This is a genomic window from Vibrio sp. OY15, from assembly GCF_000742455.1.
GTDB lineage: Bacteria > Pseudomonadota > Gammaproteobacteria > Enterobacterales > Vibrionaceae > Vibrio > Vibrio alginolyticus.
On record NZ_JPIL01000009.1, the window covers coordinates 108,071 to 134,026 of the forward strand.

The 25,956-nt window shown below is 45.2% G+C and carries 29 protein-coding genes; 19 read left to right on the forward strand and 10 right to left on the reverse strand.

Going from position 1 to position 25,956, the window contains the following annotated elements; translation table 11 throughout:
* The 3 genes from IJ23_RS10950 to IJ23_RS10960 all read left to right on the forward strand — a co-directional run bounded on the left by IJ23_RS10950 (position 1) and on the right by IJ23_RS10960 (position 3,411).
* Complete coding sequence (locus tag IJ23_RS10950; RefSeq protein ID WP_033906280.1) at positions 1–1,725, forward strand: putative 2-aminoethylphosphonate ABC transporter permease subunit; 1,725 nt, start codon at positions 1–3, stop codon at positions 1,723–1,725.
* A gap of 9 nt (positions 1,726–1,734) precedes the next feature.
* Positions 1,735–2,439 carry a phosphonate utilization transcriptional regulator PhnR gene (phnR, locus tag IJ23_RS10955; RefSeq protein WP_005374048.1) on the forward strand — a complete coding sequence of 235 codons (705 nt, stop codon included), beginning with the start codon at positions 1,735–1,737 and terminating at the stop codon, positions 2,437–2,439.
* 66 nt (positions 2,440–2,505) lie between these two features.
* A complete protein-coding gene (locus IJ23_RS10960) occupies positions 2,506–3,411 on the forward strand; it encodes an EamA family transporter (RefSeq protein ID WP_033906282.1) in 906 nt (301 codons plus the stop codon).
* 68 nt (positions 3,412–3,479) lie between these two features.
* Here IJ23_RS10960 and IJ23_RS10965 read toward each other — a convergent pair whose 3' ends face one another.
* Complete coding sequence (locus IJ23_RS10965) at positions 3,480–4,031, reverse strand: outer membrane beta-barrel protein (protein ID WP_005374044.1); 552 nt, start codon at positions 4,029–4,031, stop codon at positions 3,480–3,482.
* A gap of 12 nt (positions 4,032–4,043) precedes the next feature.
* Positions 4,044–4,970 carry a VirK/YbjX family protein gene (locus IJ23_RS10970; protein ID WP_005374042.1) on the reverse strand — a complete coding sequence of 309 codons (927 nt, stop codon included), beginning with the start codon at positions 4,968–4,970 and terminating at the stop codon, positions 4,044–4,046.
* Between the two features lie 412 nt (positions 4,971–5,382).
* On the opposite strand from IJ23_RS10970, the gene IJ23_RS10975 reads away from it, so the two are divergent.
* From IJ23_RS10975 to IJ23_RS10995, 5 genes are all read left to right on the forward strand, one after another.
* Entirely contained in the window at positions 5,383–5,742 is a 360-nt protein-coding gene (locus IJ23_RS10975; RefSeq protein ID WP_017819758.1) for a DUF3316 domain-containing protein, read from the forward strand.
* 219 nt (positions 5,743–5,961) lie between these two features.
* On the forward strand, positions 5,962–7,401 hold the full coding sequence (locus tag IJ23_RS10980; RefSeq protein WP_050550083.1) for an FAD-dependent oxidoreductase: 1,440 nt from the start codon (positions 5,962–5,964) through the stop codon (positions 7,399–7,401).
* Positions 7,402–7,475: 74 nt separating this feature from the next.
* Complete coding sequence (locus IJ23_RS10985; protein ID WP_017819760.1) at positions 7,476–8,600, forward strand: M14 family metallopeptidase; 1,125 nt, start codon at positions 7,476–7,478, stop codon at positions 8,598–8,600.
* Between the two features lie 455 nt (positions 8,601–9,055).
* Positions 9,056–10,036 carry an OmpA family protein gene (locus IJ23_RS10990; RefSeq protein WP_005374035.1) on the forward strand — a complete coding sequence of 327 codons (981 nt, stop codon included), beginning with the start codon at positions 9,056–9,058 and terminating at the stop codon, positions 10,034–10,036.
* A 200-nt stretch (positions 10,037–10,236) separates the two neighbouring features.
* Positions 10,237–11,106 carry a LysR substrate-binding domain-containing protein gene (locus IJ23_RS10995; protein WP_033906283.1) on the forward strand — a complete coding sequence of 290 codons (870 nt, stop codon included), beginning with the start codon at positions 10,237–10,239 and terminating at the stop codon, positions 11,104–11,106.
* A gap of 68 nt (positions 11,107–11,174) precedes the next feature.
* On the opposite strand, the gene IJ23_RS11000 is transcribed toward IJ23_RS10995, so the two are convergent.
* Positions 11,175–12,050: a LysR family transcriptional regulator gene (locus IJ23_RS11000; RefSeq protein WP_033906284.1), complete on the reverse strand. Its 876-nt coding sequence runs from the start codon at positions 12,048–12,050 to the stop codon at positions 11,175–11,177.
* Positions 12,051–12,298: 248 nt separating this feature from the next.
* Here IJ23_RS11000 and IJ23_RS11005 point away from each other — a divergent pair, with 248 nt between their 5' ends.
* Positions 12,299–12,535: a hypothetical protein gene (locus IJ23_RS11005; protein ID WP_005374030.1), complete on the forward strand. Its 237-nt coding sequence runs from the start codon at positions 12,299–12,301 to the stop codon at positions 12,533–12,535.
* A gap of 121 nt (positions 12,536–12,656) precedes the next feature.
* On the opposite strand, the gene IJ23_RS11010 is transcribed toward IJ23_RS11005, so the two are convergent.
* On the reverse strand, positions 12,657–14,027 hold the full coding sequence (locus IJ23_RS11010; RefSeq protein WP_017819764.1) for an L-serine ammonia-lyase: 1,371 nt from the start codon (positions 14,025–14,027) through the stop codon (positions 12,657–12,659).
* A gap of 131 nt (positions 14,028–14,158) precedes the next feature.
* Here IJ23_RS11010 and IJ23_RS11015 point away from each other — a divergent pair, with 131 nt between their 5' ends.
* Positions 14,159–15,001, forward strand: coding sequence for a YdcF family protein (locus IJ23_RS11015; protein WP_033906285.1), 843 nt, complete (start codon positions 14,159–14,161; stop codon positions 14,999–15,001).
* On the opposite strand, the gene IJ23_RS11020 is transcribed toward IJ23_RS11015, so the two are convergent.
* Both IJ23_RS11020 and IJ23_RS11025 read right to left on the reverse strand, forming a co-directional pair.
* Positions 14,991–15,647 (reverse strand): hypothetical protein, encoded by a 657-nt coding sequence (locus IJ23_RS11020; protein ID WP_005374025.1) that lies wholly within the window; start codon positions 15,645–15,647, stop codon positions 14,991–14,993. The two genes, IJ23_RS11015 and IJ23_RS11020, sit on opposite strands and share 11 nt — an antisense overlap.
* A 249-nt stretch (positions 15,648–15,896) precedes the next feature.
* Positions 15,897–16,163, reverse strand: a complete 267-nt coding sequence (locus IJ23_RS11025) for a putative hemolysin (RefSeq protein WP_005374023.1) — start codon at positions 16,161–16,163, stop codon at positions 15,897–15,899.
* A gap of 277 nt (positions 16,164–16,440) precedes the next feature.
* On the opposite strand from IJ23_RS11025, the gene IJ23_RS11030 reads away from it, so the two are divergent.
* Positions 16,441–16,959, forward strand: a complete 519-nt coding sequence (locus IJ23_RS11030; RefSeq protein WP_005374021.1) for an NUDIX hydrolase — start codon at positions 16,441–16,443, stop codon at positions 16,957–16,959.
* 433 nt (positions 16,960–17,392) lie between these two features.
* Here IJ23_RS11030 and IJ23_RS11035 read toward each other — a convergent pair whose 3' ends face one another.
* The 4 genes from IJ23_RS11035 to flgA all read right to left on the reverse strand — a co-directional run bounded on the left by IJ23_RS11035 (position 17,393) and on the right by flgA (position 19,793).
* Positions 17,393–18,139 (reverse strand): lytic transglycosylase domain-containing protein, encoded by a 747-nt coding sequence (locus IJ23_RS11035; protein WP_021707687.1) that lies wholly within the window; start codon positions 18,137–18,139, stop codon positions 17,393–17,395.
* Positions 18,120–18,557, reverse strand: a complete 438-nt coding sequence (flgN, locus tag IJ23_RS11040) for a flagellar export chaperone FlgN (RefSeq protein WP_005374018.1) — start codon at positions 18,555–18,557, stop codon at positions 18,120–18,122. The genes IJ23_RS11035 and flgN overlap by 20 nt, the downstream gene beginning before the upstream one ends.
* A 20-nt stretch (positions 18,558–18,577) precedes the next feature.
* Positions 18,578–18,859, reverse strand: a complete 282-nt coding sequence (gene flgM, locus IJ23_RS11045) for a flagellar biosynthesis anti-sigma factor FlgM (protein WP_005374016.1) — start codon at positions 18,857–18,859, stop codon at positions 18,578–18,580.
* Between the two features lie 136 nt (positions 18,860–18,995).
* On the reverse strand, positions 18,996–19,793 hold the full coding sequence (gene flgA / locus IJ23_RS11050; RefSeq protein WP_033906286.1) for a flagellar basal body P-ring formation chaperone FlgA: 798 nt from the start codon (positions 19,791–19,793) through the stop codon (positions 18,996–18,998).
* A gap of 77 nt (positions 19,794–19,870) precedes the next feature.
* On the opposite strand from flgA, the gene flgB reads away from it, so the two are divergent.
* From flgB to IJ23_RS11090, 8 genes are read left to right on the forward strand one after another with little or no spacing between them, the layout of a single operon-like run.
* Positions 19,871–20,233, forward strand: a complete 363-nt coding sequence (gene flgB / locus IJ23_RS11055) for a flagellar basal body rod protein FlgB (RefSeq protein WP_005374013.1) — start codon at positions 19,871–19,873, stop codon at positions 20,231–20,233.
* 2 nt (positions 20,234–20,235) lie between these two features.
* Entirely contained in the window at positions 20,236–20,670 is a 435-nt protein-coding gene (gene flgC, locus IJ23_RS11060; RefSeq protein ID WP_005374012.1) for a flagellar basal body rod protein FlgC, read from the forward strand.
* A complete protein-coding gene (flgD, locus tag IJ23_RS11065) occupies positions 20,670–21,353 on the forward strand; it encodes a flagellar hook assembly protein FlgD (protein ID WP_005384410.1) in 684 nt (227 codons plus the stop codon). The genes flgC and flgD overlap by 1 nt, the downstream gene beginning before the upstream one ends.
* A gap of 27 nt (positions 21,354–21,380) precedes the next feature.
* On the forward strand, positions 21,381–22,577 hold the full coding sequence (gene flgE, locus IJ23_RS11070) for a flagellar hook protein FlgE (RefSeq protein ID WP_017635110.1): 1,197 nt from the start codon (positions 21,381–21,383) through the stop codon (positions 22,575–22,577).
* 12 nt (positions 22,578–22,589) lie between these two features.
* Entirely contained in the window at positions 22,590–23,321 is a 732-nt protein-coding gene (flgF, locus tag IJ23_RS11075; RefSeq protein WP_005374009.1) for a flagellar basal-body rod protein FlgF, read from the forward strand.
* A 24-nt stretch (positions 23,322–23,345) separates the two neighbouring features.
* Entirely contained in the window at positions 23,346–24,131 is a 786-nt protein-coding gene (gene flgG, locus IJ23_RS11080) for a flagellar basal-body rod protein FlgG (protein WP_005374008.1), read from the forward strand.
* Between the two features lie 32 nt (positions 24,132–24,163).
* A complete protein-coding gene (gene flgH, locus IJ23_RS11085) occupies positions 24,164–24,835 on the forward strand; it encodes a flagellar basal body L-ring protein FlgH (protein ID WP_017635111.1) in 672 nt (223 codons plus the stop codon).
* Complete coding sequence (locus IJ23_RS11090; RefSeq protein WP_086026720.1) at positions 24,820–25,956, forward strand: flagellar basal body P-ring protein FlgI; 1,137 nt, start codon at positions 24,820–24,822, stop codon at positions 25,954–25,956. Before flgH ends, IJ23_RS11090 begins: the two co-directional genes overlap by 16 nt.

Below are 25,956 nucleotides of genomic sequence, written 5' to 3' on the forward strand. Positions count from 1 at the left end.
ATGGATGCGAAGACAATGACGATGAATAGCCTGACCACACAAGACAAAGCAAAATCCTTACTCGGACGTGTTAGCCGTGACAACCTTGTGTTGTTCGGTTTGCTCGCTGGTTTGTCGACCATGATGGTGCTGTTCATCTTAATGCCGCTTTGGGCAATGTTGACCAAGAGTGTGCAAAATGCCAATGGCGAATTTGTTGGATTGGCCAACTTTGCTACGTACTTTTCTTCTTCAAGCTTATGGGTGTCGGTGGGAAACACCTTCACTTTGGGCGTGATTGTGACCTCGGTAGTGGGTGTGCTTGCATTTGGCTATGCCTACGCGCTGACTCGTTCACGCATGCCGTTTAAAGGTTTGTTCCAAATCCTAGGTACTGCGCCAATTCTTGCGCCTTCGTTGCTACCAGCGATCAGTTTGATCTTCCTTTTCGGTAATCAAGGCATTGCCAAAGAGATGCTGTTAGGAAACTCGATTTACGGCGTGATTGGTATCTCGATGGGTTTGATTTTCTGGACCTTCCCTCATGCATTGATGATTTTGACGACTTCGCTGCGCACTTCAGATGCCCGTTTGTATGAAGCAGCCCGCGCACTGAAAACTTCACCCATCAAAACCTTCTTTATGGTGACGTTACCTGCGGCGAAATACGGTTTGATCAGTACGCTTATCGTCGTCTTTACGCTGGTTATCACGGACTTTGGTGTGCCGAAAGTGATTGGGGGCAGCTACAACGTTCTGGCGACTGATATCTTCAAGCAAGTTGTGGGGCAGCAAAACTTTGCCATGGGTGCGGTGACTAGCATTATGTTGTTATTCCCTGCGGTAATGGCGTTTGGCGCAGACCGCTGGGTACAGAAAAAACAAAAGAGCTTATTCGACACTCGCTCGGTGCCTTATCAGCCAGAACCTAATAAAGCGCGCGACAGCATCTGTTTGGTTTACTGCAGCATCATTTCTATCGCAGTGCTGGCGGTGCTTGGTATGGCGGTGTATGGCTCGTTAGTTACGTTCTGGCCTTGGAACAAAGCGCTGACGCTAAACAACTACAACTTTGCCGAAATGAGCACTTACGGTTGGAGCCCATTCTTCAACTCGCTAACGCTAGCAGGTTGGACGGCAGTTATTGGTACAGCCATCATTTTTGTCGGTGCTTACTGCATTGAGAAAGGGCGTGCGTTCGATCCAATTCGCCAGGTGATGCAAATGCTTAGCGTGGTGCCAATGGCGGTACCGGGTATGGTGCTTGGTTTGGGTTACATCTTTTACTTCAATGATGCGAACAATCCTCTGAACGTGCTTTATGGCACCATGGCATTCTTGGTGATTAACACGGTAGTGCATTACTACACCGTGGGTCACATGACTGCACTGACAGCGCTAAAGCAGTTGCCATCGGAGATTGAAGCCACGGCGGCATCGGTGAAGCTTCCTCAATACAAGTTGTTCTTTAAAGTGACATTACCTGTGTGCTTACCTGCGATTTTGGACATTGCGACTTACTTGTTTGTTAATGCATTGACCACCACTTCTGCGGTAGTATTCCTTTACTCAACCGATACGATTCCGGCTTCGGTCTCGATTCTGAATATGGATGATGCAGGTCAAACTGGCGCTGCAGCGGCAATGGCTGTGATGATTATGATGGCTGCCGCAATTGCGAAGATTGTTCAGATGACTTTGGGTAAATTGTTAGAAAATCGCACACAAGCTTGGCGCAAAAGATAAGGACACTTCGTGCAATACGTAAAAATTAAAGATTCGATTGTTGAACAGATTGAAGCGGGCATGCTATCGCCGCGTCAAAAACTGCCAGCAGAGCGTAAGTTGGCGGAGTCGTTCGATACTACACGCGTCACTCTGCGTGAAGCTTTATCACTGCTAGAAGCGGAAGGTCGAATCTATCGCGAAGATCGCCGAGGTTGGTTTATCTCACCTGAGCCATTGCGTTACGACCCAACCCAAACGCTGAACTTCCCGAACATGGCGAAAGCGCAAAATCGTGTGCCAAAAACGGAGTTGGTCGCAGCAAAAGGGACGCTGGCAAACAAACAAGCCGCGCGCTTGTTGGACTTGCAACCTTTCTCGGACGTGTATCGAGTCGACCGAGTGCGATACCTTGAAGACAGGCCTGTGGTGTTTGTAACAAACTACATTCGTCCAGAGCTGTTTCCGAACCTGCTGGATTACGATTTATCAAATTCACTGACGGACATTTACCGCGAGCATTATGGCGTGACGTATCAAAAGATTCGCTACCGCATTTCAACCAGCACTTTGTTGGGTGAAATGGCTCAGGCACTGCGCGCGACAGCTGGCACTCCCGCGATGGTGGTGGAGCGCATCAACTACAACCAACACGGTGAGTTGATTGATTGCGATATCGAATATTGGCGACACGATGCCATCAGCATTGAATCTCTGGCGGAACTCAATCGTTAAGTGGATTTTTCCATCATCTAAGGCTCCATCTCGGGGCCTTTATTTTATTCAGACAGGAACATTGAAATGGATATGTTGGCGATTGGTCTCGTCGTTTTCTCTGCTGTTCTCCATGCGGGTTGGAATATCCTTGGTAAAAGCAACTCAGGTTCTGGACTCGCGTTTACCATGGCCGCCAGCTTCTCTGCATGTTTCATTCTTACCCCTTATTTGATTTGGTATTTGGCGACCATTGGCTGGACATCATTACCGAGCGAGTTTTGGGGATTGCTGCTCATTAGCGGCATTTCACAAATGGTTTATTTGATCGGTTTGATTGTCGCTTATAAGCACGCGGACGTGGGTGTGGTTTATCCAATTGCTCGGGCACTGCCAGTGATGATGGTCGGCGCAATCAGTGTGGCATTGGGGCATGAATTATCCAGTCAGCAGTGGCTTGGATTCTTGCTGATTACCCTTGGTTGTATGCTGGTACCACTGACGAACTTTCGTCAAATGACATTGGGCTCTTATTTGAACGTTGGTGTGTTCTGGGCATTGATTGCCGCAATAGGCACAACGGGTTACTCCGTGGTTGATAAAGAAGCGCTGAGTTTACTCACAGGGCAAGCGTCAGAGATCTTGAATGATCAGTACAGTGCGATCTTTTACTTAGGCGTGCAGTTTTGGGCAATTGGTATTCCTGCTCTTGTTTGGTGCTTGGTTACAGGCAAGCCAGATGAGATTAAGACTGCGTGGCAGATCCGCAAAACAGCCAGCATGGCGGGGGTAATGATGGCATCCACCTACGGTTTGGTGCTGTTTGCGATGACCATGACCGACAACGTGAGTTTGGTCGTAGCACTAAGGCAAATCAGCATTGTGTTTGGATTGTTTATGGGGATTTGGTTTCTGTCTGAGAAATGGTATCTCACCCGAGGGCTTGGCGTTACTTCTATCGTGGCGGGGATCATTCTCGCGCTTGCGTATTGACCTATATTCACGAAAAAAGGCAGCGAATGAGCCTCTCGCTGCCTTTTGTATTAACTTGTAAGCCTTGTTTAAAAACGCAGTTGCGCACCAAACATCACGCCGCTAGAGTCAAAATCGCTGTTTTTTGAGTACACATATTCTGCATTCAAACCAAAGTGTTTATAGCTCCAGCCGATACCGCCAGCGGCTTCCCCTCCGACACTTGAGTGTTCGATGTTCTTGCTCTGACCGTTCACTTTATAAGTGTATTCGAGAGTGTAGAGAGTGACACCTGCCTTGCCGTACAGTTCGAAACCTGAACCCAGAGGATAGCTAGCATAGCCACTCAAGCGAGGTCCGGAGAAGCTCGTATCGGTGACTTCTGAAATCGGACTCACGAGTATCGAGCCGATACCGTCAAACGCGCCTTTATAACCTGCTTCGATACCAAAGTTATGTGTTGGCATGTAGCGGTAATATATTTCACCTAAGAACATGTCGCCTGATTCTTTGCTTGTCGGAGCATCGTAGTTCACATCGCCATAGCCAATGTTTGTACCTATGATGTGCTCACTGGTTTCTGCATTGGCTGACAAAGAAAAAGCCGACAACACTAAAGCAGTAATGAATGAATAACGCATGAACGCTTCTCCTTAGCTTTTAGCTTGCTCGCCTTTTAATATTTGTTCGAAAGTGACCTTGGTGTTGTCTAGCCATTCATAACGGCGACGATACATCGAACGCTTAGAGCGCGACATGCCTTCGATATCTCGACGGGGTGCATTTACATCAATTGAGTAAAAATGACGATTGTATTCGGTGCCGCCCAATTCTTGCCAGAGTGCATCGTAATCCGTTTTTATTCGCCCTTTGCTGTAACGTTTAGCTGCGTAAGTATGGGACTGCGTTTTCACCGCTAGAATCGTATTTACTTCCCAAATTTGTGCGAGCAAAGTGAGCAAGCTCACCATCAAGCTTTTTGGTCTCTGTCCGTAAAGCTTACGAGTTAGCTTTTTAATTTTCGCGTTGTTTTCTTCACTGCTTCGCGGTCCTTGTAAGCCGCCAATCATAATGCTGCGTCCAGATTCGATGTGACCTAGCGTAAAAGAGAGCGTGTAGAAGTTGCCATCTTCAGCGCTGTGCAGCACTAGGCTCATGTCGCCTTCTTTTTGATAACGTGCTTCGTATACTAATCTCACCGAGTACAGTATTTCGTCAATTTCAAAAGAGGCTAATGTTAGGCCTTTCGAGTCTGTGTAGATTTCTTCGATTGTTTGTTTAGAAAACAGTTCTGAAATCGTTTTGTAGTGATCAACCACCAAGTTAGAACGATCGAACGCTGAGTTGTTTTTGATGATATACGGACGAAACGGCTTCTCTAAAAATCGATGCGTACGTGTACAAAGCAACTCTAACAATGACGATTCAATATTGTCTGAAAGGTGCTTAAATGCACGTTTGTAATAAAGCGCACGTAAGATGAATTTAGCTCTGTAGGTCCAAATTGGCTTGTAGACATCAGCATAATCATCTGAGTAAATCGATTTGCTATGGTAAAAAATGGATTTGTTCGCGGTCATTTTCACTCCAGATTAACTTGTGCTCAATAGCGACAATTAAGAACCGACGGACGAGCAGCGAAGAACCCGAAAAGGAGGAATGCAAAGCACGACTGAAAAGAGGTGATTTTTGCTGTGTCCGACGTTTGTGTAAGGTTTTGAACACTGTTCTTTTGCTGGAATTCTAAGAGAAAATTGACCTTAGGTATTGTATGGTTTGGTAAGGAAGTGTCAGGTTGAAACCCATTGTTCAAAAGGAAGAAAATGCGAATGTCGGCTGAATATGACGTTGAGTTGCTAAGTTAATGTGAAATAAGTTGAACGAAAATTGAACATTATTTGAAATTGTTTTGACGTGTTTTAGGTCTTTATACGTACCTTATAAGTATCGAGCCAATTTTGGCCCGATGTAAAGGTAAGTAAGGAGAGGTTTATGAAACGCTTAACAACTTTAGCAAGTACGATTGCTCTGATTGCTGCACCTTCTATGGCTCTTGCTGGTGGTTATCAGTGGACAAACGATACCGAAACTATCCATGGTGACGTAATGGATAGCAAACAAGCGGCTTATGAAATGGGCCGAGACATGATCCAAAGCTACCAAAATAAATCATCTGGACAACTCCGTGATGAGTTTACGAGCCTTACAACGTATGTTGATCGCCAATCGTTTTCTATCACTGACTCAAAAGTCATGGTAAATGAGTTCTTGCAAAGTGACGGGCAAGTTGTTTACCAGCCTATTCTCAATGTTCAATACGAGTACCGCATGCGTGATACCGGTAAATACTAACCAGTAAGACGGACTTGAATTGTTTACCACTAATATTTTTTGCTGTTTGTTTTGGGGAGCCACGAGCTCCCCATTTTGTTTTTGTCGAAAGCGAAAATTTTCACACTCTCAGTGCAACATTTTCTATCGCTCAGCGTTAGATTTTCTTGCTCGTTGATTGTCATCATCGTTTGTAAAGTGTTTGCGGAAATGGATGTAACGCACTAACGAGGATACCCGATGACACATCATTCATATTGGTTCAAGCAGGCAATTGAAGCTGAGCAACCAGAAACGCCACAACCGTTACAGCAGAACATTAATACTGACGTTGCGATTGTTGGTGGCGGATACACCGGACTTTGGACCGCGATTATGATTAAGCAGCAATCTCCGGAAAAAAAGGTAGTCGTGATTGAAAAAGGCCTTTGTGGCAGTGGTGCATCGGGCGCAAATGGCGGTTGTATGTTGACTTGGTCTACCAAGTTCCCGACATTGAAACGGTTATTCGGTGAAGAACATGCTGCTTGGTTAGTAAAAGAGTCGGAACAAGCAGTGCTCGAGATTGACGACTTTTGTCAGCAGCACAACATCGATGCGCAATTATCGTTGAAAGGGGTTTATTACACTGCAACCAATCAGGCTCAAACTGGGGGAATGCAGCCCGTTGTGGACGAGTTGAAGCGATTAGAAGTGAACAGTTGGCGTCGTTGCTCGGTGGAGGAACTGCTTGCCAATGCGGGATCGCCGCGCAATATAGAAGGCTTTCACTCTCCAGTTGCAGCGAGCGTTCAACCTGCATTATTAGCGAGAGGGTTACGCCGTGTTGCTATTGATCTGGGTGTAGAAGTTTATGAGAACACGCCGATGACGCGTCTAGATTATGGAAAACCTGCCATTGTCTGTACACCTAAAGGAAACATTCAAGCGCAGCAGGTGGTATTGGCATTAAATGCATGGATGGTGGAGCAGTTTAAACAGTTTAAAAACAGTATCGTGGTGGTCTCTTCCGACATGGTGATCACCAAGCCGCTTGGTGACGCACTACCTCTATCTGGTTGGCAGGCAGGTTCTAGCGTGTTGGATTCACGTATCTTCGTCCACTATTACCGAGATACGCCAGGTGGCCGTTTGATGTTGGGGAAAGGCGGCAATCAGTTTTCTTTCAATAACCAAGTTGACGCAATGTTTAACAAGCCAACACGCTACCAAGGTCTACTGCGCAAGTCGTTCGATAAGTTGTTTCCTCATTTGAGAGGAGAGGAGTTTGCTTATTCATGGACGGGGGGCTCTGATCGTTCTGCTACTGGTTTCCCTTTTTTCGGCGAGCTAGATAAACAGAGCAATATCTTTTACGGATTTGGTTATTCAGGCAATGGTGTAGCGCAGACTCGAATGGGCGGAAAGATCTTATCTTCATTGATATTGGGAATCGATAACGAGTGGACGAAAAGCGGTTTAGCCAAAGGGCCGTTGGGGCATTTCCCACCAGAACCGCTTCGCTGGACCGGGGCTATGATAGTGCGCAACGCGGTACGTCGAAAAGAGGAAGCAGAAGATAACGAGAAAACGCCATTCATCTGGGATAAGTGGCTAGCAAAACTCGCGGGACCAGCAGGCAAAGCGGATAAGCTTGACCAAACTGAAGACTTTAGCCACAAACGAGACAGTTTGCAGTGAAAGTCATTGGGGCGCGATGAAGCCTTGTGTTAGCCTCTGTCTTTCAAGCTCAGATTTAAAAGGTGAGTCATAAAATGAAAGTATTCAGCAACTTCGATAGCGGCAGCATTCACGTAGTGAAAGCGGACGACAAAAACGACATCCAACTCAAAATTCCTAACGACAATATGTCGGAATTCTACCAGTGGTTCCACTTCCGTCTTGAGACAGAAGCCGAGCAATCACACACCATCAAATTGCTTGATTTGGCTAAATCGGCTTATCCAGAAGGATGGCAAGGTTACGATGTGGTTGCGTCTTACGATCGTGAAGAATGGTTCCGAGTACCGGCAGAGTTCGATGGCGACACGCTGACTTTCACTGTAATCCCTGAGCGCAGTTCAATTTACTTCGCGTACTTTGCGCCATACACGTACGATCGTCATTTAGACTTGTTACACATGGCACAAAGCGCGCACCATTGCCAACTTGAAACACTAGGCCACACATTAGACGGCAATGATATGAGCCTGCTTACTTTCGGTGAGCCAGAAGAAGGTAAAAAGAAAATCTGGATGATTGCACGTCAGCACCCAGGTGAGACAATGGCGGAATGGTTCATGGAAGGTATGATCCAACGTCTGTTAGATGAAAACGACACGGTTGCGCGTGCATTGCTTGAAAAAGCGGTGCTTTACGTCGTACCAAACATGAACCCAGACGGTGGTATTCGCGGTCACTTGCGTACCAACGCAGTAGGTGTAAACCTAAATCGTGAATGGCAAACGCCATCAATGGAAAAGAGCCCAGAAGTCTACCTTGTGCGTCAGCGCATGCTGGAAACGGGTGTTGACATGTTTTTAGATATCCATGGCGATGAAGCGATTCCTTATAACTTCGTCGCTGGCTCAGAAGGTATTCCTTCTTACGATGAAAATCTTGCCGCTTTAGAGACATCATTTAAGCAAGCGTTACTGACAATTACGCCAGAGTTCCAAGATGAGATTGGTTACGATAAAGATGAGCCTGGTAAAGCGAATTTGACTGTGGGTTCAAATTGGGTTGCAGAGCAGTTCAAATGCTTGTCTTACACAATCGAAATGCCATTTAAAGATAACAACAATCACCCTGATCCACTTTACGGTTGGTCTCCTGAGCGTAGTGTCTTGTTTGGGCAAGATGTATTAGCTGCAACGTTAACCGTAGCAGATAAAATTTAGCGCGACGAGTTAACGCTTTTTCATTATTTCGAAAACAGCTCATTTTAAATGAGCTGTTTTTTTGTGCTCTCCATATCCACGCTCCCCTGTAAAAATTTGTTGCCATTCACAAGCTTAAATGATGATTCTTAAATTTGAGAAAGTGGCTTTTTATGGTGATTTGCGTCACAGAAAGTTGGCTTCTTTGTGATATTCTCCGCAACGAATTGACTATGGCTAAACCAACGCAACGAACTTTATTTTTCGGTTGGGTATGCGGATGAAGCTCATGAATAGATGGTCTTGAGGTTACCTTTTTCCGTTTTACGTCATTGGCGTTTGAATATCATTTTTGATTCTTTCCTACGCTATTTAGCTATTTCTATTCGAAGAAAAGAGAAAGTTACGGCTTCATATTTTACGGCAGTATGCTGCCGCGGTGTGTTGCTTTGTGTACAAGAAAAAGGAAAAGAATAATGAAAAAAATCGCTATAGCAGTGGCTACTGTACTTGCTGGTGGTGTGATCTCAAACGTTGCACTTGCTGACACTTACATGGGCGGTAAAGTAGGTTACAACTCTCTAAACGATGCGTGTTACCTAAACGAACCTTGTGACGACGACAGTTTTGCAGCATCTATGCATTTAGGCTACAGCTTCAACAAGTACGTTGCAGCAGAGTATGGTGTTGATTACCTTGGTGACTTCACTGCAAACTTCAAAAAGCCTGGCCTAAACACTGTTGATGGTGATCTTTGGGCGTTGACGCTTGCTCCTAAATTTAACCTACCACTAACGGATTCTTGGAATCTATTCGCGAAAGTTGGTGCTGCATACATGATGGCTGGTGACGAGAAAGATTTCGTACCAACTGGCTCTCTGGGTGCTGAATACCAAATCAACTACAACTGGAGCCTACGTGCTGAATACCAACGCTACCAAGATATGTCTGATGATGTAATTGAAGACATGGATTCAGATTTCTTCGGTATTGGTTTCAACTACAAGTTTGGTTCTGAGCCTGTCGTTCAAGAAAAAGCCGTTGAAGAGGTAGTAGAAGCACGTCCTGCAACACGCATTGTAGATCATGTTTACCCTGCTCAAACAACAGCGACAGTACAATTCGACTTAGAAAGTGCAGAAGTGAAAGACGCGTCGAACCTTTCTGGTACCGTTGATTTGATGAATACTTACCCACAAGCTCAAGTTGAGATCACGGGTTACAGCGATACGACAGGTTCTGCTGCTTACAACAAGCAACTCACAGAAAAACGTGCGAAAGCCGTTGCTGACGAGTTCCAAGCAAAAGGTATTGCGGCTGAGCGTATGACAGTGAAAGGCATGGGTGAAGCTAACCCAGTGGCAAGCAACGAGACACGTCAAGGTCGTCAAATGAACCGTCGTGTTGAAGTGGTTGTTCCTGCGTTTGAATACCAAACAACTGAAAAAGCAGAATAATTCCTGCTTAAGATAAAGTTCCAAAAGCCAGCGTGTATCACGCTGGCTTTTTTGATCCCGCTTAACTAACTCAGTAGTTGTGTAGAAACATAGTTATATCGGGACGCTTTGACATGTGCTCAACATACGTAAACTCAGCACCTTCATCAATTTGTCATCACCAGTTCATAGCATGACAGCCAAGTGTTTGGGAGAATGATATGCAAAGTTTACCGCCGCTCAATTTGCTCCGAGCTTTTGAAGCCACGGCGCGACTACAGAGTTTTACAAAAGCCGCAGAGGAGCTAAATGTGACTCGTGCGGCCGTAAGCCAACAGGTGAAATCGCTAGAGTCACAGCTCAATGCGACGTTATTCGAGCGCAAGGGCACGCACCTTACGCTGACCTGCTCAGCACAAGAATACTGGCCTGTGGTTAATCATGTGCTTCAAACATTATCGACCACGACGCAGCATTTATTTACTCGTCCCACAAATACGCAAGTTAACTTACATGTCGCTCACAGCTTTTGCTCTCAGTGGTTAATGCCAAGGTTGGCTGATTTTCAGCGACAATTCCCAGACATTTCCTTTAAAATCTCGACCACTGCTAATACGGTTCCAAACGCCAGTGCGATTGCGGATATCGAAATTATTAACGGAGATGGAGATTGGCAAGAGCAAGAAGCCATACGATTAACCCAAGAAAGCTGGATCGTTGTCGCAAGCCCGGGCTTTATGCATTTAAACCCGATAAATGACCTCTTGCAGTTAACTAAAGCGCCTAAAATCTGTACTAGCGGTTATCATGAATCTTGGCAAGAGTGGCTTACGCACCAAGGTTACCAAGGGAAGGTGAGCAAAGTCGTCGCCGAGTTTGAACACTCATTGCTTGCTATTCATGCTGCGATTAATCAACTTGGCGTGTTGTTGGTAAGAGACTTTCTTGTTGAGGATGAGCTGCAACAGGGCGTATTAGTCCAGGCTGGAAATTGGAATATGCCAAGTTCTGGTGCACATTATATGATGGTTCGAGCATCCGAAAAATCACATGTAAACACCTTTGCTCAATGGTTAATACAGAGTCTTTAATGTTCGTTCAGCGAGTGAGTAGAGCGCATGTGTGGTTTGGCTCTTATTAGCAATGGCAAGTCATCAGTCTAGGACTGAGCGACATGCTTAATGACATCTAATAACCACTGATTTACCGGAGCTTGCTGTTGAGAGCGACGGCAGCTCATCACGTAGCGAACATCAAGCTCTAGCCCAGCAGGAAGCGCGATACTTCGGCAACCCTTAGGAACATGTCCACTCATCGTTATGCCAAAATGATTCGTTTGCAGAAGCACTTTTTGAATCATCGCTGGATGCTCAATTTCCACTTTAGGTGTGGTTCTAAAACCCATATGTTTGAGCCTTTCCAACACAGGGTATCGGTAGTCGTTCCATCCCGGCGTTTTAAAAAGTATAAAAGGGTATTCTTCTAGTTCTTGGGAGTTTTGAGCGGGATGATCTTGTCGAACAAAAAATACCGCTTTGCCTCGCCCTAGTTCGGTCTGAACAATTGACTGTGGCAGATCTTCATCAAAGTAATGAATCGCAGTGGCGTTTTCACCGTCAATTAATCGTTTTTTTGCTTCGCTACCCCAGCGCAAACATGAGAATTTTGCGCTTGGGGCGTGCTTTAGTAACTCCAAGTAAAACTTGTCACCAAAGTACTCCCAAAACAATGTGTTGGCATAAATAGTGATTGAACCGTCAAAATGAGCTGGTGAAAAATGCTGTGGTTTGATGGAATCAATACTGTTGATTATTTGCTCAAAATGCGCAATGTTCGCTTCCACAAAAGCTGTTGGTTCAAAGCCATTTTTGGTCTGAACGAATAGCGGATCATTGAGCTGAGTTTTCATCTTAGTCAGATTTTTGCTGATTGCTCCTGACGTTTTACCGAGTGATTCTGCGACTAACCGGACGTTACGTAGCTCATACATCCGTTTTAATACCAAAATGTTTTGAATATCCAGATTAACGCTCATACATTCTCTCGCTTGGCTTTTGTCGACAAATCATATCGCTGAATTTCTTAAGAAAAGACAACGCTCGGTCAATTTAAGTTGCTGCCTTATCCCTGATTTATTGAAGGTAACGATAAGTTATTCTTGGTTACACCAGTTTATTAGCATGGATTTCCATTTGGTAAATAATGGCTTTCCTCGTATGAGCGCGTTTCTGTTGTTACAGTTTTTCCACCGAAAGAAAGTTAGAACGATAATAGAGGTGATGTATGAAAAAACTAATCGCACTTGTTTTGATGGTTTGCTCAACAAACGTAGCATTTGCTGGCGATGGGTCATACACGGGCACGATTGATATGACGATGGCAACGAAAAATCAGGTTGACGTAGAGCGTGCAGATTCTCAATTGACGCTGAAGGGTCGCAATGAAATGGCCTATGGCGGTGTAACAATCCATTCGGATGCTGCAACTCAAAAAATTGAACTTCGTGGTCGACGTGATTAATCGAATAGTTTCTTGTTAAGAAAATGCCGCGAAGAACGCGGCATTTCTATATGTAATATCATCAGATCACAATTACCAGATAAGCGCATGGTGAGAAGCTAAGCGCAATGACCACCTGCCATTATTCGCATGGCGGTGCCATATGAATGACAGCTAAGCCCCCCAAAGAGGTTTCACGGTATTTTTTATTCATATCTTTACCAGTCTGATACATGGTTTCGATAACTTTATCTAACGAAATTAAGCATTTACTTGTGCGCTTTAATGCCATACGCGATGCATTAATCGCTTTCATTGCTCCCATGGCATTTCTTTCAATACAAGGTACTTGAACCAAGCCGCCAATCGGGTCACAAGTCATACCCAATGAATGCTCCATCGCAATTTCCGCAGCAATACAAATCTGCTCGTTACTGCCCCCTCTTAGCGCTGTTAAGCCAGCGGCAGCCATGGATGAAGAAACCCCAACTTCTCCCTGACACCCCACTTCTGCACCAGAAATTGACGCGTTAGTTTTATATAAGATGCCGATAGCGCCGGCGACTGCGAGAAAGTCTTTTAGCTGTTTAACATCGAGCTCTTTGATGAAGCGATGGTAGTACATCAATACCGCCGGAATCACCCCTGCTGCACCATTCGTTGGAGAAGTGACGACTTGCCCTCCTGCTGCATTTTCTTCACTAACCGCAAAGGCGAAGAGATTGATCCAATCCATGATCTCCATCGGATCGTTTTCAACTGCAGCGTTGGCTTCGAGCTTTTTCAAAAGGTTTGGTGCTCGACGAGTGACATTTAGACCACCTTCCAAAATCCCTTCCGTGTCGAAGCCACGTTGCATGCAGAGCGACATCACTTTCCAAATTTGCTCTGCTCTTTGGTTGATTTCTTCGTCTGAGCGAAATGCGAGTTCGTTTTGGAGGATCATGCCTCCCAAGCTGAAACCGTTCGTCTCGGCTTTTTCCAGCATCTCATCTGCGGATGTAAACGGAAATGGTACTGCGACCTCATCTTGTTGCGTGCCGTTCTCTAGTTCGTCGGCGGTGGCGATGAATCCGCCCCCAATGGAGTAATAAATTTCAAACGCTACTTGATCTCCAGCAGCGTCTAATGCCGTAATCGTCATGCCATTTTCATGCAAGGGAAGGTTGTCGCTATGAAAGACGATGTCATGGTCGTAGCTAAACTCAATTTGGTGTGTACCGGCGAGCATGAGCGTATTATTGTCTATGGTATTTTGTAGCGCACTTTTGGCACTGCTCATTTTGATGGTATCAGGTTTATTTCCCATCAAACCAAGGACCGTGGCTCGGTCTGTATGGTGCCCTCGACCTGTCAGTGACAATGAGCCATAAAGGTCCACTTGCACCCGATGCACTTTCGCCATAGAGTCGCTAACTAGCTGAGTGAAATGGAATCCGGCAAGCATAGGACCATTAGTATGGGAGCTGGATGGCCCGACACCAATTTTAAATATATCGAAAATCGACAGCATAATTGACTTCCTTTAGCAGTGAACCTTTATAAAGGTCTCTAGAACAGTGTTGTTAACTAGATGTTAAAGCTTGTGGGTCGGGAGTGAAAGAAGATTTTTGTAACACTGCCAACTAAGCGCGAGATTTTAAAATGAAGTTAGACAACATCGCCATCGTTTTAGGTAAACGTCTCGTCAATAACAGGTTGACCTCTGAGGGCATAACAAGAGTCGAAGCTTTGTCTTGTAGGACTGCATCACTACTGACAGAGCGAACGGCGATTATTTTTTGTGGCGGAGTAACGCAAGGACAAAGTGTTTCTGAAGCAGAGGCGATGTACGCGTATTTTAGAACCCTAAACGCAGACTCTGTGAATCCGTTCCCTGAACGTCATATACTCTTAGAAACGGAGTCGTTGAACACGTTTCAAAACATGCGTTATGTTTCCCAAGTTTTGTGCAAAAGTGGGTTGTTCGAGTTATGGTCGGGGCATCCGGTTGAGGTTATCTTGCTGTCTAATGACTACCACCTCGAACGAATCATTGATATCCAGAATTTGATGGATGAGCAAGGCTTATTACGAGTACTTAAATCCGATTGCGAATCCATGGGGGTGACCCTCAATATTCCACTGGATATCAGCAAACATATTAGCGTGCCATACCCACATAAAGGGCTTATGGCGGAGACATTCTTGCTACTCGATGAACTCACAACCTACCGAGTTTATTTAGAAGGGGTCAAGCATGGCGTATTTTTCCGAGATTTATCAATTGTCCGAAAAAAGCCACTGATGATCGCAAGAGATGCTATTCACAAATTGCTCTCTTTCCCGCTCGATAAAGAGGCTTTGCAAGATATTGAAGAAATGAAAAAGGCCGTCGAAATGACGGCCTTGGATGAATCTGTAGGTGCTGCGGAAAAGGCATTAAGTATCTTCCATCCGATACTGACTGCATTGAACCGTCGCTTTGATCCTGAGTCTATTCATTAAGCTCGCGTTTTGTACGGACGGCGCTTAATGCGATCAAACAGTAGCAAAGCAGTTCTATACCTTCTTCTGAGATATTTTTAACATCACGGATGTAATTTTCGTCCATCACTTGTTGCCAAAAACTACCCATACCATACAAACGAGAGAAGACTAATAATAGCATTACAGCACCAACTAATAGCTTCATATGTGGCACCGTTAAAATGGTCGCCATTTCGTTCATGGTACCTTTACCACCTTGGTAAGCTTTGGCGCAAGCCAGTGCGGTGACAGCAAGTGCTGGGAAAACCCAAGAGCCATGATGAATCATGTCTGTCCAATAGTCCGTTTCGCGAATAATCAGTACTGCAAAAAATCCTGCAATCAAAATAGCCGCATGCTTTAGCTGAGGCTGTTGTTTCGATAAGCTGAAAAACGACCATGATGCAATAGCAAGCATCACAAGCTGGAGCGTTTCTGTAACGGAAAGCTCGCCAAGGCTTGATCCCAACACGACATAATCAAGACGAAGACTAAGGTTAACGAGAATACTTATAGCGACAATCATCAAGGCGTTTAAACTCGATTTATAAATAATGCGCTTTGATTTTTCAGTAACAACGTTGCTTGGGGCTGACTCGGCTTCTTTTACTATTTGTGTTTTCATCTTGCTCACCTGTCCCAGAAAATGTGGAAGAAATGTGAATTAGTGTGATCTGTGTTTGGAATTTTATTGTCCAAGTGGAAAGTTATGTCAGGGGAATGTCAAGAATAGAACACTGTTCGATATAGGGTCGATGTGCGGTAAAGTCAGAGATATGTAAAAACAACGTAAGAACACTTTGATAAATCAAATAAAAAAGGAGCCCAAAGGCTCCTAAGTGATAGAGGGAAGGTGACGTATCGATAAAAATAATTAGTAGTTGTCACCCTCATTTTCTTTGTGATTCTCGCGATAGTATTCCCATTGCTCGACGCGTTCATTGTCCGACAGCACACAGTAAGTGACACGTTCGCCGTTTTCCGACACGGTATCCAGCTCACCACCTTGCTGAACACAGTATACGGCTGCGGGATTTGCAACGGAGGTATACTCAGTTGATCGGGTCGCTCCCTCGTAAGTTGAACAACCAGCCAGTACCAATGTTGCAGCCATAGCCATCATTAAATTTGTCTTTTTCATTCTTTATCTCCGCATGGGGTGGGCGAGTATTGTATTGATTATAGGCAACTTTAAGAGATTATTGTCTTATCGATGTTAAAAGTAAGAGGGACGTATAAGAATTTAGATATTCTCATTTATTGCTGATTAGCACGTCACACTTCTGTTCTTGGCGTATTGTTGTGAAGGTCATATCAATCACTTCCTGACAAGCGCTCGAACGTACCTGGCCTACAACAATGATTTAAAGTGTGAAATTCGGTAATATGCGCACAAAACATTGACCGTGGTATTTTCGATGAGACATTTAAAATCGACCGTTCATCCAGACATAGAGCATTTGGATGACAAAATTGTTTTTCAGCGCAATGCAGCGCGAGCCATTGTACTTGATGGTGAAGATGTGCTGTTGCTCTATACAGAACGTTACCATGACTACACGTTACCAGGCGGTGGTATTGATGATGGTGAAGATGTCATTGCTGGATTAGTCCGTGAATTAGAGGAAGAAACGGGCGCCCAAAATATACATGGTATTAAGCCTTTCGGAATCTTTGAGGAGTTTCGTCCGTGGTACAAGGATGACGCTGACGTGATGCACATGGTGTCGTATTGTTATACATGTAAAATCGAACGTGAGCTTGGCGAAACGGCGTATGAAGATTACGAAGTTAAAAATGGAATGCGCCCGGTATGGATGAACATACACGAAGCAATTGCACACAATGAAAAAACGATGGCAGAAAGCCCGAAAAAAGGCATGAGCATTGAGCGCGAAACGTTTTTACTTCAGTTGATTTCTAAAGAATTACTATAAGCAGCTAGCTTGCATTATTACGACTTAGCTTCTGTTGGCTCTATTGTGGGCAAAGATTTTAGAGCAATAAAAAGTCCGGACTCCCCCCCGGAACCCGGACTTATTCCAGACGCGCAAGCGAAGCGTCATCTTGATATGTTAGATTTGTTTCGAACTATGAAAACAATAGCTGTTTTACATTTAGTGTGTAAATAATTATTAGGTCTGACCATTGGTTTTCATGTTTTTTGCAAACGCAATGTGACGCATATCTACCCAATTGCCAAGCGCAATTGGGGCGCTTTTTAGTAAACCACTACTCTTTCTTATCTTTGAGATACCTTACCTCAACTTTTTTGCACACGTTTGCATAGAGATCACGAGTTTTCAAATTCGCCGAACAGGATCTTGTAATTTTACGTTTCTCTGACATTGGGCTCTGTCGTAGCTTTTATCACAAATTAACTAGCGGAGGCAGTCGGCTAAAGTCGACCAGCGGTTGTGAAATCATAGGAGTGTCTGGAGCAAACAAGAGTAAAGGTTGAAATGATGAGGATTGTAACTGACCGATATCTATCAACTTTTCCAATGCATAGAAGCGGCTGACGTATTGACGAGTCTCGTTAGGCAGCGTGAGTTGTTGGAAATCTCGACTTCCTGCTTGCTGAATAGCACGTGCAACGCGTCCTTCTCCGGCATTGTATGCAGCTAAGGTCAGAGCCATATTTTGATCGAATTTGTTGTATAAAAACGCCAGGTACTTGAGCGCGGCCGTTGTGCTGGCTTCTGTGTCAAAGCGATCGTCTTGTTTTGTATTTATCGTTAATCCGAATCGTTTCGCTGTGGTTGGTATCAATTGCCAAAGTCCGGCGGCGTTAGCATGAGAAACGGCTTTGGGATTGTAAGAAGACTCTAACATTGGCACTAAGGCTAGGCTATTTGGTAATGAGTGGTTTTGAAGCTGTTTGAAAATGTGGTTAATTACCGGTTTGGATGAATCGAGACGCTTGGCAATTTGTGGCTTGTATGGGGCTAATACTTGATACTGCGTTTGAATATCGACAGCATTTGGTTTTGCCTGGCATGTGAATGGAAGGTAGGACAGAAAGGCAATAAAAATAAAAAGGCCTACAGTACTCAGCCGAGATGGCGACTGAATCTGTAGGCAAGACGAACATCGTTTAGAACGATTTATCTTCATAAGTGTGTTGCACAGGTTGTTTGAGTTGACTGACCAACTCATGGAACGCCGCAGAGCTGTGGCCATTGCTCTGATTGTATTGTTGGCACTGACTTACCAACGTTTCCAATAGCGCCCATTGTTTTCTAGCTTGCATACCTATTTGGGCAGGCAAAGCGTTGAAAATTCGTTTTACGCTGGCGTCATTACATGCTAACCCCAGCGCTCGCATACACTGGCTTCTGTCATTGGCGGAGCGGCTGAGTTTATTGAGTATCGGCATTTGTTTTTGAACATTGTCGTTCAGTGCCTCTCCATCAAACTTTAAGTACAATACCTTTTGCTGCTGAAGCAAAGGAAGCAGTTGTTGATAAAGCTTAATATCCTCAGATATAGAGCGAACAAATTGTTGAATTCGCTGCGATACTGCGCTTGCCATGATGTCTTCCTAGCGTTTTATTACTCGTGACCTGTATGGAACTGCATGATTGCCTTGGATAACACTTTTGTATCTAGGCTAAGTTCACCACGCGCTAATGCGTTGCGTACTTGTTCTACTTTTTCCATATCAACATCAGGTAGTGATGCCATTTCAGCTTGAGCGCGATCTATCGCTACGGTATTCGCTTGAAATGCAGGCTCGTGTACTTTGCTCTGTTCGACGACGTCGACAGGCTGTTTGCTTGCTTGCTGTAATTTTGTTTGTGGGACATGACCGCCCGCGACTTTGTCGATTTTCATGCTGTGGTCCTCATCATCATGTTCTAAATTAAGTAGGCGGTTAGAATGTGATAAACATTAAATATTTTTTTTGTACTCGAAGTTCAGTGTTACTGACGAGAGCCAAAATTAAAAAATGTTACCCCGAGTCAAAAAATCAAAATTGAGTATGAACCTGGTTTAATCCAGTTACGACTGCTCTTATGACCTTGCCCGAACTTGGGTTTTCCACGTCAATTTGTTGCCCTTTCGCTCCATCTTCTAAGGCGACTCCTTTTGTGCTGGCACTAAATCCATTTTTGCTCGCAATGACTATGACTTCATTGCCTTTCTCGATTAGAGGTGGGGCCGACAAATTGGATGGATTAACCACTTGTCCAGCCCGCAAACGACGAGAGGTTTCTAAGCCTACTGCTTGCTCGGGGCGAGTATAAAAATCGTCTTGGCGAGAGATGGTTCGGGTTTCAAGCTTTATGTGTTTAGCCGTTACGACTTCATTTCGGCCAACCGTGGTTGTCGCGACCAAAACAGGCAGAGTCAGCGAAGACTTTATCGTAACGTTAATTCGCCATGGTGATGCGATATTGTCGCAGCTGACTGAGCGCTTGAGGTTACCGACTGGCAACGTGTTGTTGTCACGACCTGTGATAACTAAAGGCGATCCACATTCTGGCAAGTGATTGGCTGAACCGGGCACCCACATGTCGAAGTCCAGTTTGTACTTCCCCCACTGATTGGAGAGCGCTACGCGATCCACCTCTTGTTCGAAATCCGTTGCTACAACGGATTTTATCTCTTCAACGCTTAGGGTTTTGTCATTGGTGTTGGCGAATGCTTGTTCTGATGTCAAAGCGAGTAACGTCAGCATTATTGTTGAGGAAGTGGACACTTTCCTCTTGTTTTTAATGCTTTCCGAGAACCGGAAGTTTGGCTTCCATCCTTGTTTGTAAGTCATTGATATATATAGCTATTTTTTATGGCACGTATCTTGTTTGTATGTTGGCGTATTCGAGCCAACTGTAAGGAAGATGCATGGCGATCACATTTGAAAATGCTTTAGGAGTACATCCAGAGGCACTTAATTTTCGCGTTCAGCGTACCAAAGTCCTCGCCAGTAACCTAGCAAATGTTGACACCCCTGGGTATTTGGCGAAAGACCTAAGTTTCACCACCGTAATGAACCAAGTAACGGCAGGTGGTGTGAACAAACCGGTGCCAAAGTTCCAGGTTCAGGCCCAATACTCGGTGCCTTACCAGAATAGCAAAAATGGCAACACCGTAGAGCTTGGTGTTGAACAAGCAAAATTCACGCAAAACAACATGGACTTTCAAACTAGCCTGACGTTTCTCAACATGAAATTTAATGGCTTAGCGAAAGCGATTGAGGGACGTTAATTATGTCATTCACTGATATTTACTCGATCACTGGTTCCGCGATGACAGCACAAACTGTGCGTCTGAATACGGTAGCCAGTAACTTAGCAAACGCAGATGCAGTATCTGCAAATCCAGAAGATGCTTATAAAGCGCTTAAGCCAGTATTTGCGACTGTGTACCAAAAAACGCAAATGACAACAGAAAATGGAGCTTATCCCAATGCAGAAGTTCGCATTGTTGACGTTGTTAAAAATGCTGGAGATGCAGAGAAGCGTTTTGAGCCGAACAACCCACTGGCTAATGATGAAGGCTATGTGTTTTACCCAGATATTGATGTAGTTGCTGAAATGGCAGACATGATGTCCGCAACACGCAGCTTCGAAACGAATGTTGAAGTATTAGCCAATGTAAAAAGTATGCAGCAAGGTCTGCTTAGATTAGGGCAGGGCAGCTAATGAGTATTGCGCAATACACCCCTTTATCGTCTGACGCTCCAGTAAATACAAAAGCAAAAGACAGCAACGGTATCTCACCAAACCCTAAAGACATGAACAGCGCTTCTTCATTGGAGAATGAGTTTATTTCTTTGATGGTGGCTCAAATTCAAAACCAAGACCCACTTAATCCCCTTGATGGTACGGAATACGTTGGTCAATTGGCTCAGTTCTCGCAGGTACAAAGTACCGAGAATATGTCTAAGACAATGCAACAGAGCATGGTGTTACTGGACAACATGCAAGTGCTGTCAACAGCGGGCCTTGTTGGGCAAACGGTTTACGTCAATGCGGATGAATTTCAGCTTGGTGAAGACGTACAAAACGGAAAAATCGAACTCGCTCATAGCTCAAACCAAGTCACGTTAGTTGTTAAAGATGAATTTGGTCAATCAACTAAAGTGCCACTAGGTGCTCACGGCAAAGGTGACGTCGACTTTTCAATTAATCCTGAAGAACTTGGTCTTAAACCAGGCAAATACTCAGTGGCCGTAGAAGTGCAAGAAGGGCAAGCAAGTCCAAATGTGCTGATGGCAGGCACTGTTGAGCAAGTGCGCATTCCTAATACCGGTGGCGCAGCATTAGTCAATGTCCATGGCGTTGGCAACGTTCCTTTCTATCAAATCACTCAGTTTGGTGCTTAACCAAATACGGAAATCAGAGGTCTATTTATGAGTTTTAACATCGCACTAAGTGGTCTGGACGCGACCAACACAGAGCTAAACACAATCAGCCACAACATTGCCAACGCATCAACGTATGGTTTTAAAGGTGGCCGCACAGAATTCTCCGCTGTATACAATGGCATGCAACCTGGTGGTGTGGAAGTCGCGTCAATTTCACAGAACTTCGACAAAGACGGCAGTATCACAGGAACTGGCCGTGCGATGGACCTAGCTATTAATGGCGGTGGCTTTTTTGTTACTAAAGATAATATGGGCCAAATGTTGTACACACGTTCAGGTGTGTTCTCAACGGATAAGAACAACTTTGTTACGGCTAACAGCGGTGCAAAGCTTCAAGGTTACAGTGTCGATAGCAACAACAACCTAATGACAGGTTCTGTGGGTAATATTCAGGTATCGACTTCCTCACTGAATGCTAAAGCAACAGACAGCTTAGATTTTGTTGCGAACTTCGACGCAAGCGCGTCTGTTATTGATAAAGCCGTAACGCCATTCAATCCAAAAGATCCAAGCTCATTTAACTCGTCTTACACAACAAAAGTCTACGACTCATTGGGTAACTCGCACACGGTAACTCAGTACTTTACTAAGACTGCTTCTAACTCGTGGGAAGTGAACGTTCAAGTAGATGGCGGTACGACGCCAGTAGCAACTGTGCCTGTAACGTTTGGTAAAGACGGATCGCTTTCAACACCGACTGCGCCGTTTAATGTTTCATTCCCTGCAGCAGGCGCGAACGCGATGAGTGTAGACATTAACCTGAAAGGCAGCACGCAATTTGGTGCAGCTTTTGGCGTAAGTACTAATAGTCCTAACGGTTACACATCAGGTGAACTTGCAGGTGTACGCGTTGAAGGTAACGGCATGGTTTACGCGACTTACACTAACGGCCAATCACAGCTACAAGGTCAGGTTGTTCTTGCTGATTTTGCAAACACACAAGGCTTAGCGAAAGTGAGTGGAACATCATGGACTCAAAGCTTTAGCTCAGGTGCTCCAATTATGGGTGTTCCGGGTTCAGGTACGATGGGTGACCTAACTCCGGGTGCATTAGAAGGTTCTAACGTTGACTTAACCAGCGAGCTTGTTGCTCTAATGACTGCACAACGCAACTACCAAGCAAACGCAAAGACAATTTCTACCAGCGACAAGCTTACTCAAGCTTTGTTTAACGCGGTGTAATGGGAGTTTTGCATGGATAGTTTGTTATTTACGGCAACGTCGGGTGCCAGCCGAGTTCTTAAAGCGCAGCACGTTCGTTCAAACAACTTATCAAATGCTGATACTGCGGGTTTTCGAGCGGATATGGAGCGTGTGCGTAGTGTAGAGATGCAAGGCCCAGGTTTTGATGGTCGCACTATGGTTGTGACCAACTCTGCCTCAACACGTTTCGACGCTGGCGATATTGTGAAAACAGGACGTCCGTTGGACGTTGCGGTTATGGGGGAGGGATATCTCTCTGTAGAAACCCCAGCGGGTAACGAAGCTTACACCCGTGCAGGCAATATTCAGGTCGATACTTTTGGCGCTCTAACAATCAATGGGTTCCCTGTCCTCGGTGACAATGGTCCTTTGGTTGTGCCGGATTATCAAAAGATTGAAATCAGCGAGCGTGGTCAAGTCTCAGTGATCCCACCAGGTGGCGGCGCAGAAATTGTGGCAGGCACTTTGAAGTTGGTTAAACCGGAAATTAATCAACTGCAAAAAGAGAGCGATAGCTTGCTGCACAGCGTAGATGGCGTGCCATTTGCGGCAGATGAAACCGTGCAACTCTCTCCTGAGCACATTGAGGGCAGTAACGTATCTGCTATTGATGAATTGGTTAGTGTGATGTCGCTGACGCGCAACTTTGAAATGCAAGTTCGCATGATGAAAACGGCGGAAACTCTAGCAAAAGCTGGTAACAAATTAATGGCGGCGAGCTAAGTCTCGCCCCGCAAGGAGTAAAAAATGCATTCAGCATTATGGGTAAGTAAGACAGGCATGGCAGCGCAAGACACGAAGATGACTGCCATTTCTAACAACCTAGCAAACGTAAACACGGTTGGCTTTAAGCGTGACCGAGTCGTATTTGAAGATCTTTTCTACAGCATTCAGCGTCAACCAGGCGCTCAAGTAGACCAAGTTAACGAACTACCAAGTGGTATTCAGCTAGGTAGCGGTGTTCGCGTTGTTGGCACACAAAAAGTGTTCACGCAAGGTAATACCCAAAACACAACGCAAGAGTTGGATCTTGCTGTAATGGGTCAGGGTTTCTTCCAAATAGAAAACTCGGACGGACAGATCATGTATACACGTAATGGTCAGTTCCATCGAAACTCAGAAGGCTTAATGGTGAACAGTCAGGGCCTGCCTTTAGAGCCTCAAATCCAGATCCCTGACAATGCGGTCTCTTTCTCTGTGGGTGTTGATGGCACCGTGACTACAACAACAGCAGACGATCCAACACCTCAGCAGCTTGGTCAAATTACACTTGCAAAATTCATCAATCCAGCCGGCTTAGAGGCCATGGGTGGCAACTTATTCCGTGAAACGGAAGCCAGCGGTCCAGCTGATGAGCTGATTGCAGGAGCTGATGGTGCCGGCATTATCAAGCAAGGTGCACTGGAAGGGTCAAACGTACAAGTAGTAGAAGAGATGGTCGACATGATCACCACTCAACGTGCGTATGAGATGAATGCGAAAGTGGTCTCTGCTGCAGATGACATGCTGAAGTTTGTTTCGCAATCAATGTAAGTATGAAATTGGTGATGATGAAGGAAAAAGCAATGAAATGGCTTTCTAAGAGTTGGGCAGTAGCCGCCGTGTTGCTGGTGGGATGTGCTGGCCGTCAGGAATTTATTCCGCCTGAGCCGAATGCTGAGGAATATGCACCACCAACGCTCGATTACACGCTGCCGGAAACCCAATCTGGTAGCCTTTATCGTCACCAATACACGATGACCCTGTTTCAGGATCGTCGTGCTTACCGAGTTGGCGATGTATTAACGGTTCAACTATCAGAAGAAACCTCATCGAGTAAAAATGCGGGTACTAAGTTCGGTAAAAGTTCAGCAATTAACTTTGTGGCGCCGACCATAGGCACGAAAACTATCGATGAGTTAGGGGTTAGCGTGGATGGCAAACGTAACTTCGATGGCAGTGCATCAAGTTCACAAGGCAACAAGCTTCAAGGTGCCATTACGGTAACGGTACACGAAGTATTACCTAATGGCGTATTGCGTATCAGCGGTGAAAAATGGCTTCGTCTTAATCAAGGCGACGAGTTTATTCGCCTAACCGGTATCGTCCGTGTGGATGATATTAACCGCAGTAACCAAGTTTCTTCTCAACGAATTGCTGATGCAAGAATTACCTACGCAGGTCGCGGAGCCCTAGCTGACAGCAACGCAGCCGGGTGGCTAACTCAGTTCTTCAACAGCCCATGGGTACCTTTCTAATGAAGACAATGCAATCTTTCTTTATGTCTCTCCTATTGGTGTTGACCTTGGGACTACCAGGCACTTCACGTGCTGAAGCGGAAATTCCGATCATGGACTTGGTCGATGTTCGCGGCATTCGAGAAAACCAACTGGTTGGTTATGGTTTGGTGGTTGGCTTAGCCGGCCAAGGTGACCGAAACCAAGTGAAATTTACCTCTCAATCTATTACCAACATGCTACGTCAGTTTGGGGTTCAAATTGATGACAGTATGAACCCTAAGCTACGAAATGTGGCTTCTGTGAGTGTGACAGCGTCCGTTGATCCAATGGCAGGCCCAGGACAAACGTTGGATGTGGTTGTGTCTTCAATCGGTGATGCAAAGAGCCTTCGCGGTGGTACGTTATTGCTAACGCCTTTACGTGGTATTGATGGCGAAGTGTACGCGATTGCGCAAGGTAACGTGGTTGTGGGCGGCTTATCTGCAGAGGGGCGAAGTGGCTCCAAAGTAGAAGTAAACACACCAACGGCGGGTCGCGTTCCGAATGGTGCGACTTTAGAGAGAGAAATCAAAACCGATTTCAACCAACGTGATGAAATCACCCTAAACCTGCGCAAGCCTAGCTTCACTACAGCAAAAAATATTGCGCGTGAAATTAACAACACTTTTGGGCCTAACGTTGCAGTTGCGATCAATAAAGCGCGCATTGATATGCGTGCACCAAAAGATACACAGCAGCGTGTCGTCATGATGTCGATGCTTGAAGAAATGAGCGTCGTTGAAGGCCGTAAACCTGCTCGTATTGTCTTTAACTCTCGCACTGGCACCGTAGTGATCGGTAAGAGTGTCAAAGTGAGTGAAGCAGCAGTAAGTCACGGTAACTTGACCGTGCGAATTTCTGAATCACAACAAGTTAGTCAGCCTAATGCGTTTGCAAATGGCGATACGAAAGTCGTTAACCAAACGGATCTTGATGTGAATGAAGATCTCGCTCAGATGGTGATTTGGCCTCCAGGCACGGAACTTAACACCATAGTTAATGCGGTAAATAGTTTAGGTGCCACGCCTACAGACTTGATGTCTATCCTGCAAGCTTTGAGTGAAGCGGGTGCATTGAACGCTGAATTGGTCGTGATATAA

What these genes read in the sequence shown, in the direction of transcription:
- IJ23_RS10950 (WP_033906280.1), top strand. Translation starts at nt 1, where the DNA reads ATGGATGCGAAGACAATGACGATGAATAGCCTGACCACACAAGACAAA.
- IJ23_RS10960 (WP_033906282.1), top strand. Translation starts at nt 2,506, where the DNA reads ATGGATATGTTGGCGATTGGTCTCGTCGTTTTCTCTGCTGTTCTCCAT.
- IJ23_RS10965 (WP_005374044.1), bottom strand. Translation starts at nt 4,031, where the DNA reads ATGCGTTATTCATTCATTACTGCTTTAGTGTTGTCGGCTTTTTCTTTG.
- IJ23_RS10970 (WP_005374042.1), bottom strand. Translation starts at nt 4,970, where the DNA reads ATGACCGCGAACAAATCCATTTTTTACCATAGCAAATCGATTTACTCA.
- IJ23_RS10975 (WP_017819758.1), top strand. Translation starts at nt 5,383, where the DNA reads ATGAAACGCTTAACAACTTTAGCAAGTACGATTGCTCTGATTGCTGCA.
- IJ23_RS10980 (WP_050550083.1), top strand. Translation starts at nt 5,962, where the DNA reads ATGACACATCATTCATATTGGTTCAAGCAGGCAATTGAAGCTGAGCAA.
- IJ23_RS10985 (WP_017819760.1), top strand. Translation starts at nt 7,476, where the DNA reads ATGAAAGTATTCAGCAACTTCGATAGCGGCAGCATTCACGTAGTGAAA.
- IJ23_RS10990 (WP_005374035.1), top strand. Translation starts at nt 9,056, where the DNA reads ATGAAAAAAATCGCTATAGCAGTGGCTACTGTACTTGCTGGTGGTGTG.
- IJ23_RS10995 (WP_033906283.1), top strand. Translation starts at nt 10,237, where the DNA reads ATGCAAAGTTTACCGCCGCTCAATTTGCTCCGAGCTTTTGAAGCCACG.
- IJ23_RS11000 (WP_033906284.1), bottom strand. Translation starts at nt 12,050, where the DNA reads ATGAGCGTTAATCTGGATATTCAAAACATTTTGGTATTAAAACGGATG.
- IJ23_RS11005 (WP_005374030.1), top strand. Translation starts at nt 12,299, where the DNA reads ATGAAAAAACTAATCGCACTTGTTTTGATGGTTTGCTCAACAAACGTA.
- IJ23_RS11010 (WP_017819764.1), bottom strand. Translation starts at nt 14,027, where the DNA reads ATGCTGTCGATTTTCGATATATTTAAAATTGGTGTCGGGCCATCCAGC.
- IJ23_RS11015 (WP_033906285.1), top strand. Translation starts at nt 14,159, where the DNA reads ATGAAGTTAGACAACATCGCCATCGTTTTAGGTAAACGTCTCGTCAAT.
- IJ23_RS11020 (WP_005374025.1), bottom strand. Translation starts at nt 15,647, where the DNA reads ATGAAAACACAAATAGTAAAAGAAGCCGAGTCAGCCCCAAGCAACGTT.
- IJ23_RS11025 (WP_005374023.1), bottom strand. Translation starts at nt 16,163, where the DNA reads ATGAAAAAGACAAATTTAATGATGGCTATGGCTGCAACATTGGTACTG.
- IJ23_RS11030 (WP_005374021.1), top strand. Translation starts at nt 16,441, where the DNA reads ATGAGACATTTAAAATCGACCGTTCATCCAGACATAGAGCATTTGGAT.
- IJ23_RS11035 (WP_021707687.1), bottom strand. Translation starts at nt 18,139, where the DNA reads ATGAAGATAAATCGTTCTAAACGATGTTCGTCTTGCCTACAGATTCAG.
- flgN (WP_005374018.1), bottom strand. Translation starts at nt 18,557, where the DNA reads ATGGCAAGCGCAGTATCGCAGCGAATTCAACAATTTGTTCGCTCTATA.
- flgM (WP_005374016.1), bottom strand. Translation starts at nt 18,859, where the DNA reads ATGAAAATCGACAAAGTCGCGGGCGGTCATGTCCCACAAACAAAATTA.
- flgA (WP_033906286.1), bottom strand. Translation starts at nt 19,793, where the DNA reads ATGACTTACAAACAAGGATGGAAGCCAAACTTCCGGTTCTCGGAAAGC.
- flgB (WP_005374013.1), top strand. Translation starts at nt 19,871, where the DNA reads ATGGCGATCACATTTGAAAATGCTTTAGGAGTACATCCAGAGGCACTT.
- flgC (WP_005374012.1), top strand. Translation starts at nt 20,236, where the DNA reads ATGTCATTCACTGATATTTACTCGATCACTGGTTCCGCGATGACAGCA.
- flgD (WP_005384410.1), top strand. Translation starts at nt 20,670, where the DNA reads ATGAGTATTGCGCAATACACCCCTTTATCGTCTGACGCTCCAGTAAAT.
- flgE (WP_017635110.1), top strand. Translation starts at nt 21,381, where the DNA reads ATGAGTTTTAACATCGCACTAAGTGGTCTGGACGCGACCAACACAGAG.
- flgF (WP_005374009.1), top strand. Translation starts at nt 22,590, where the DNA reads ATGGATAGTTTGTTATTTACGGCAACGTCGGGTGCCAGCCGAGTTCTT.
- flgG (WP_005374008.1), top strand. Translation starts at nt 23,346, where the DNA reads ATGCATTCAGCATTATGGGTAAGTAAGACAGGCATGGCAGCGCAAGAC.
- flgH (WP_017635111.1), top strand. Translation starts at nt 24,164, where the DNA reads ATGAAATGGCTTTCTAAGAGTTGGGCAGTAGCCGCCGTGTTGCTGGTG.
- IJ23_RS11090 (WP_086026720.1), top strand. Translation starts at nt 24,820, where the DNA reads ATGGGTACCTTTCTAATGAAGACAATGCAATCTTTCTTTATGTCTCTC.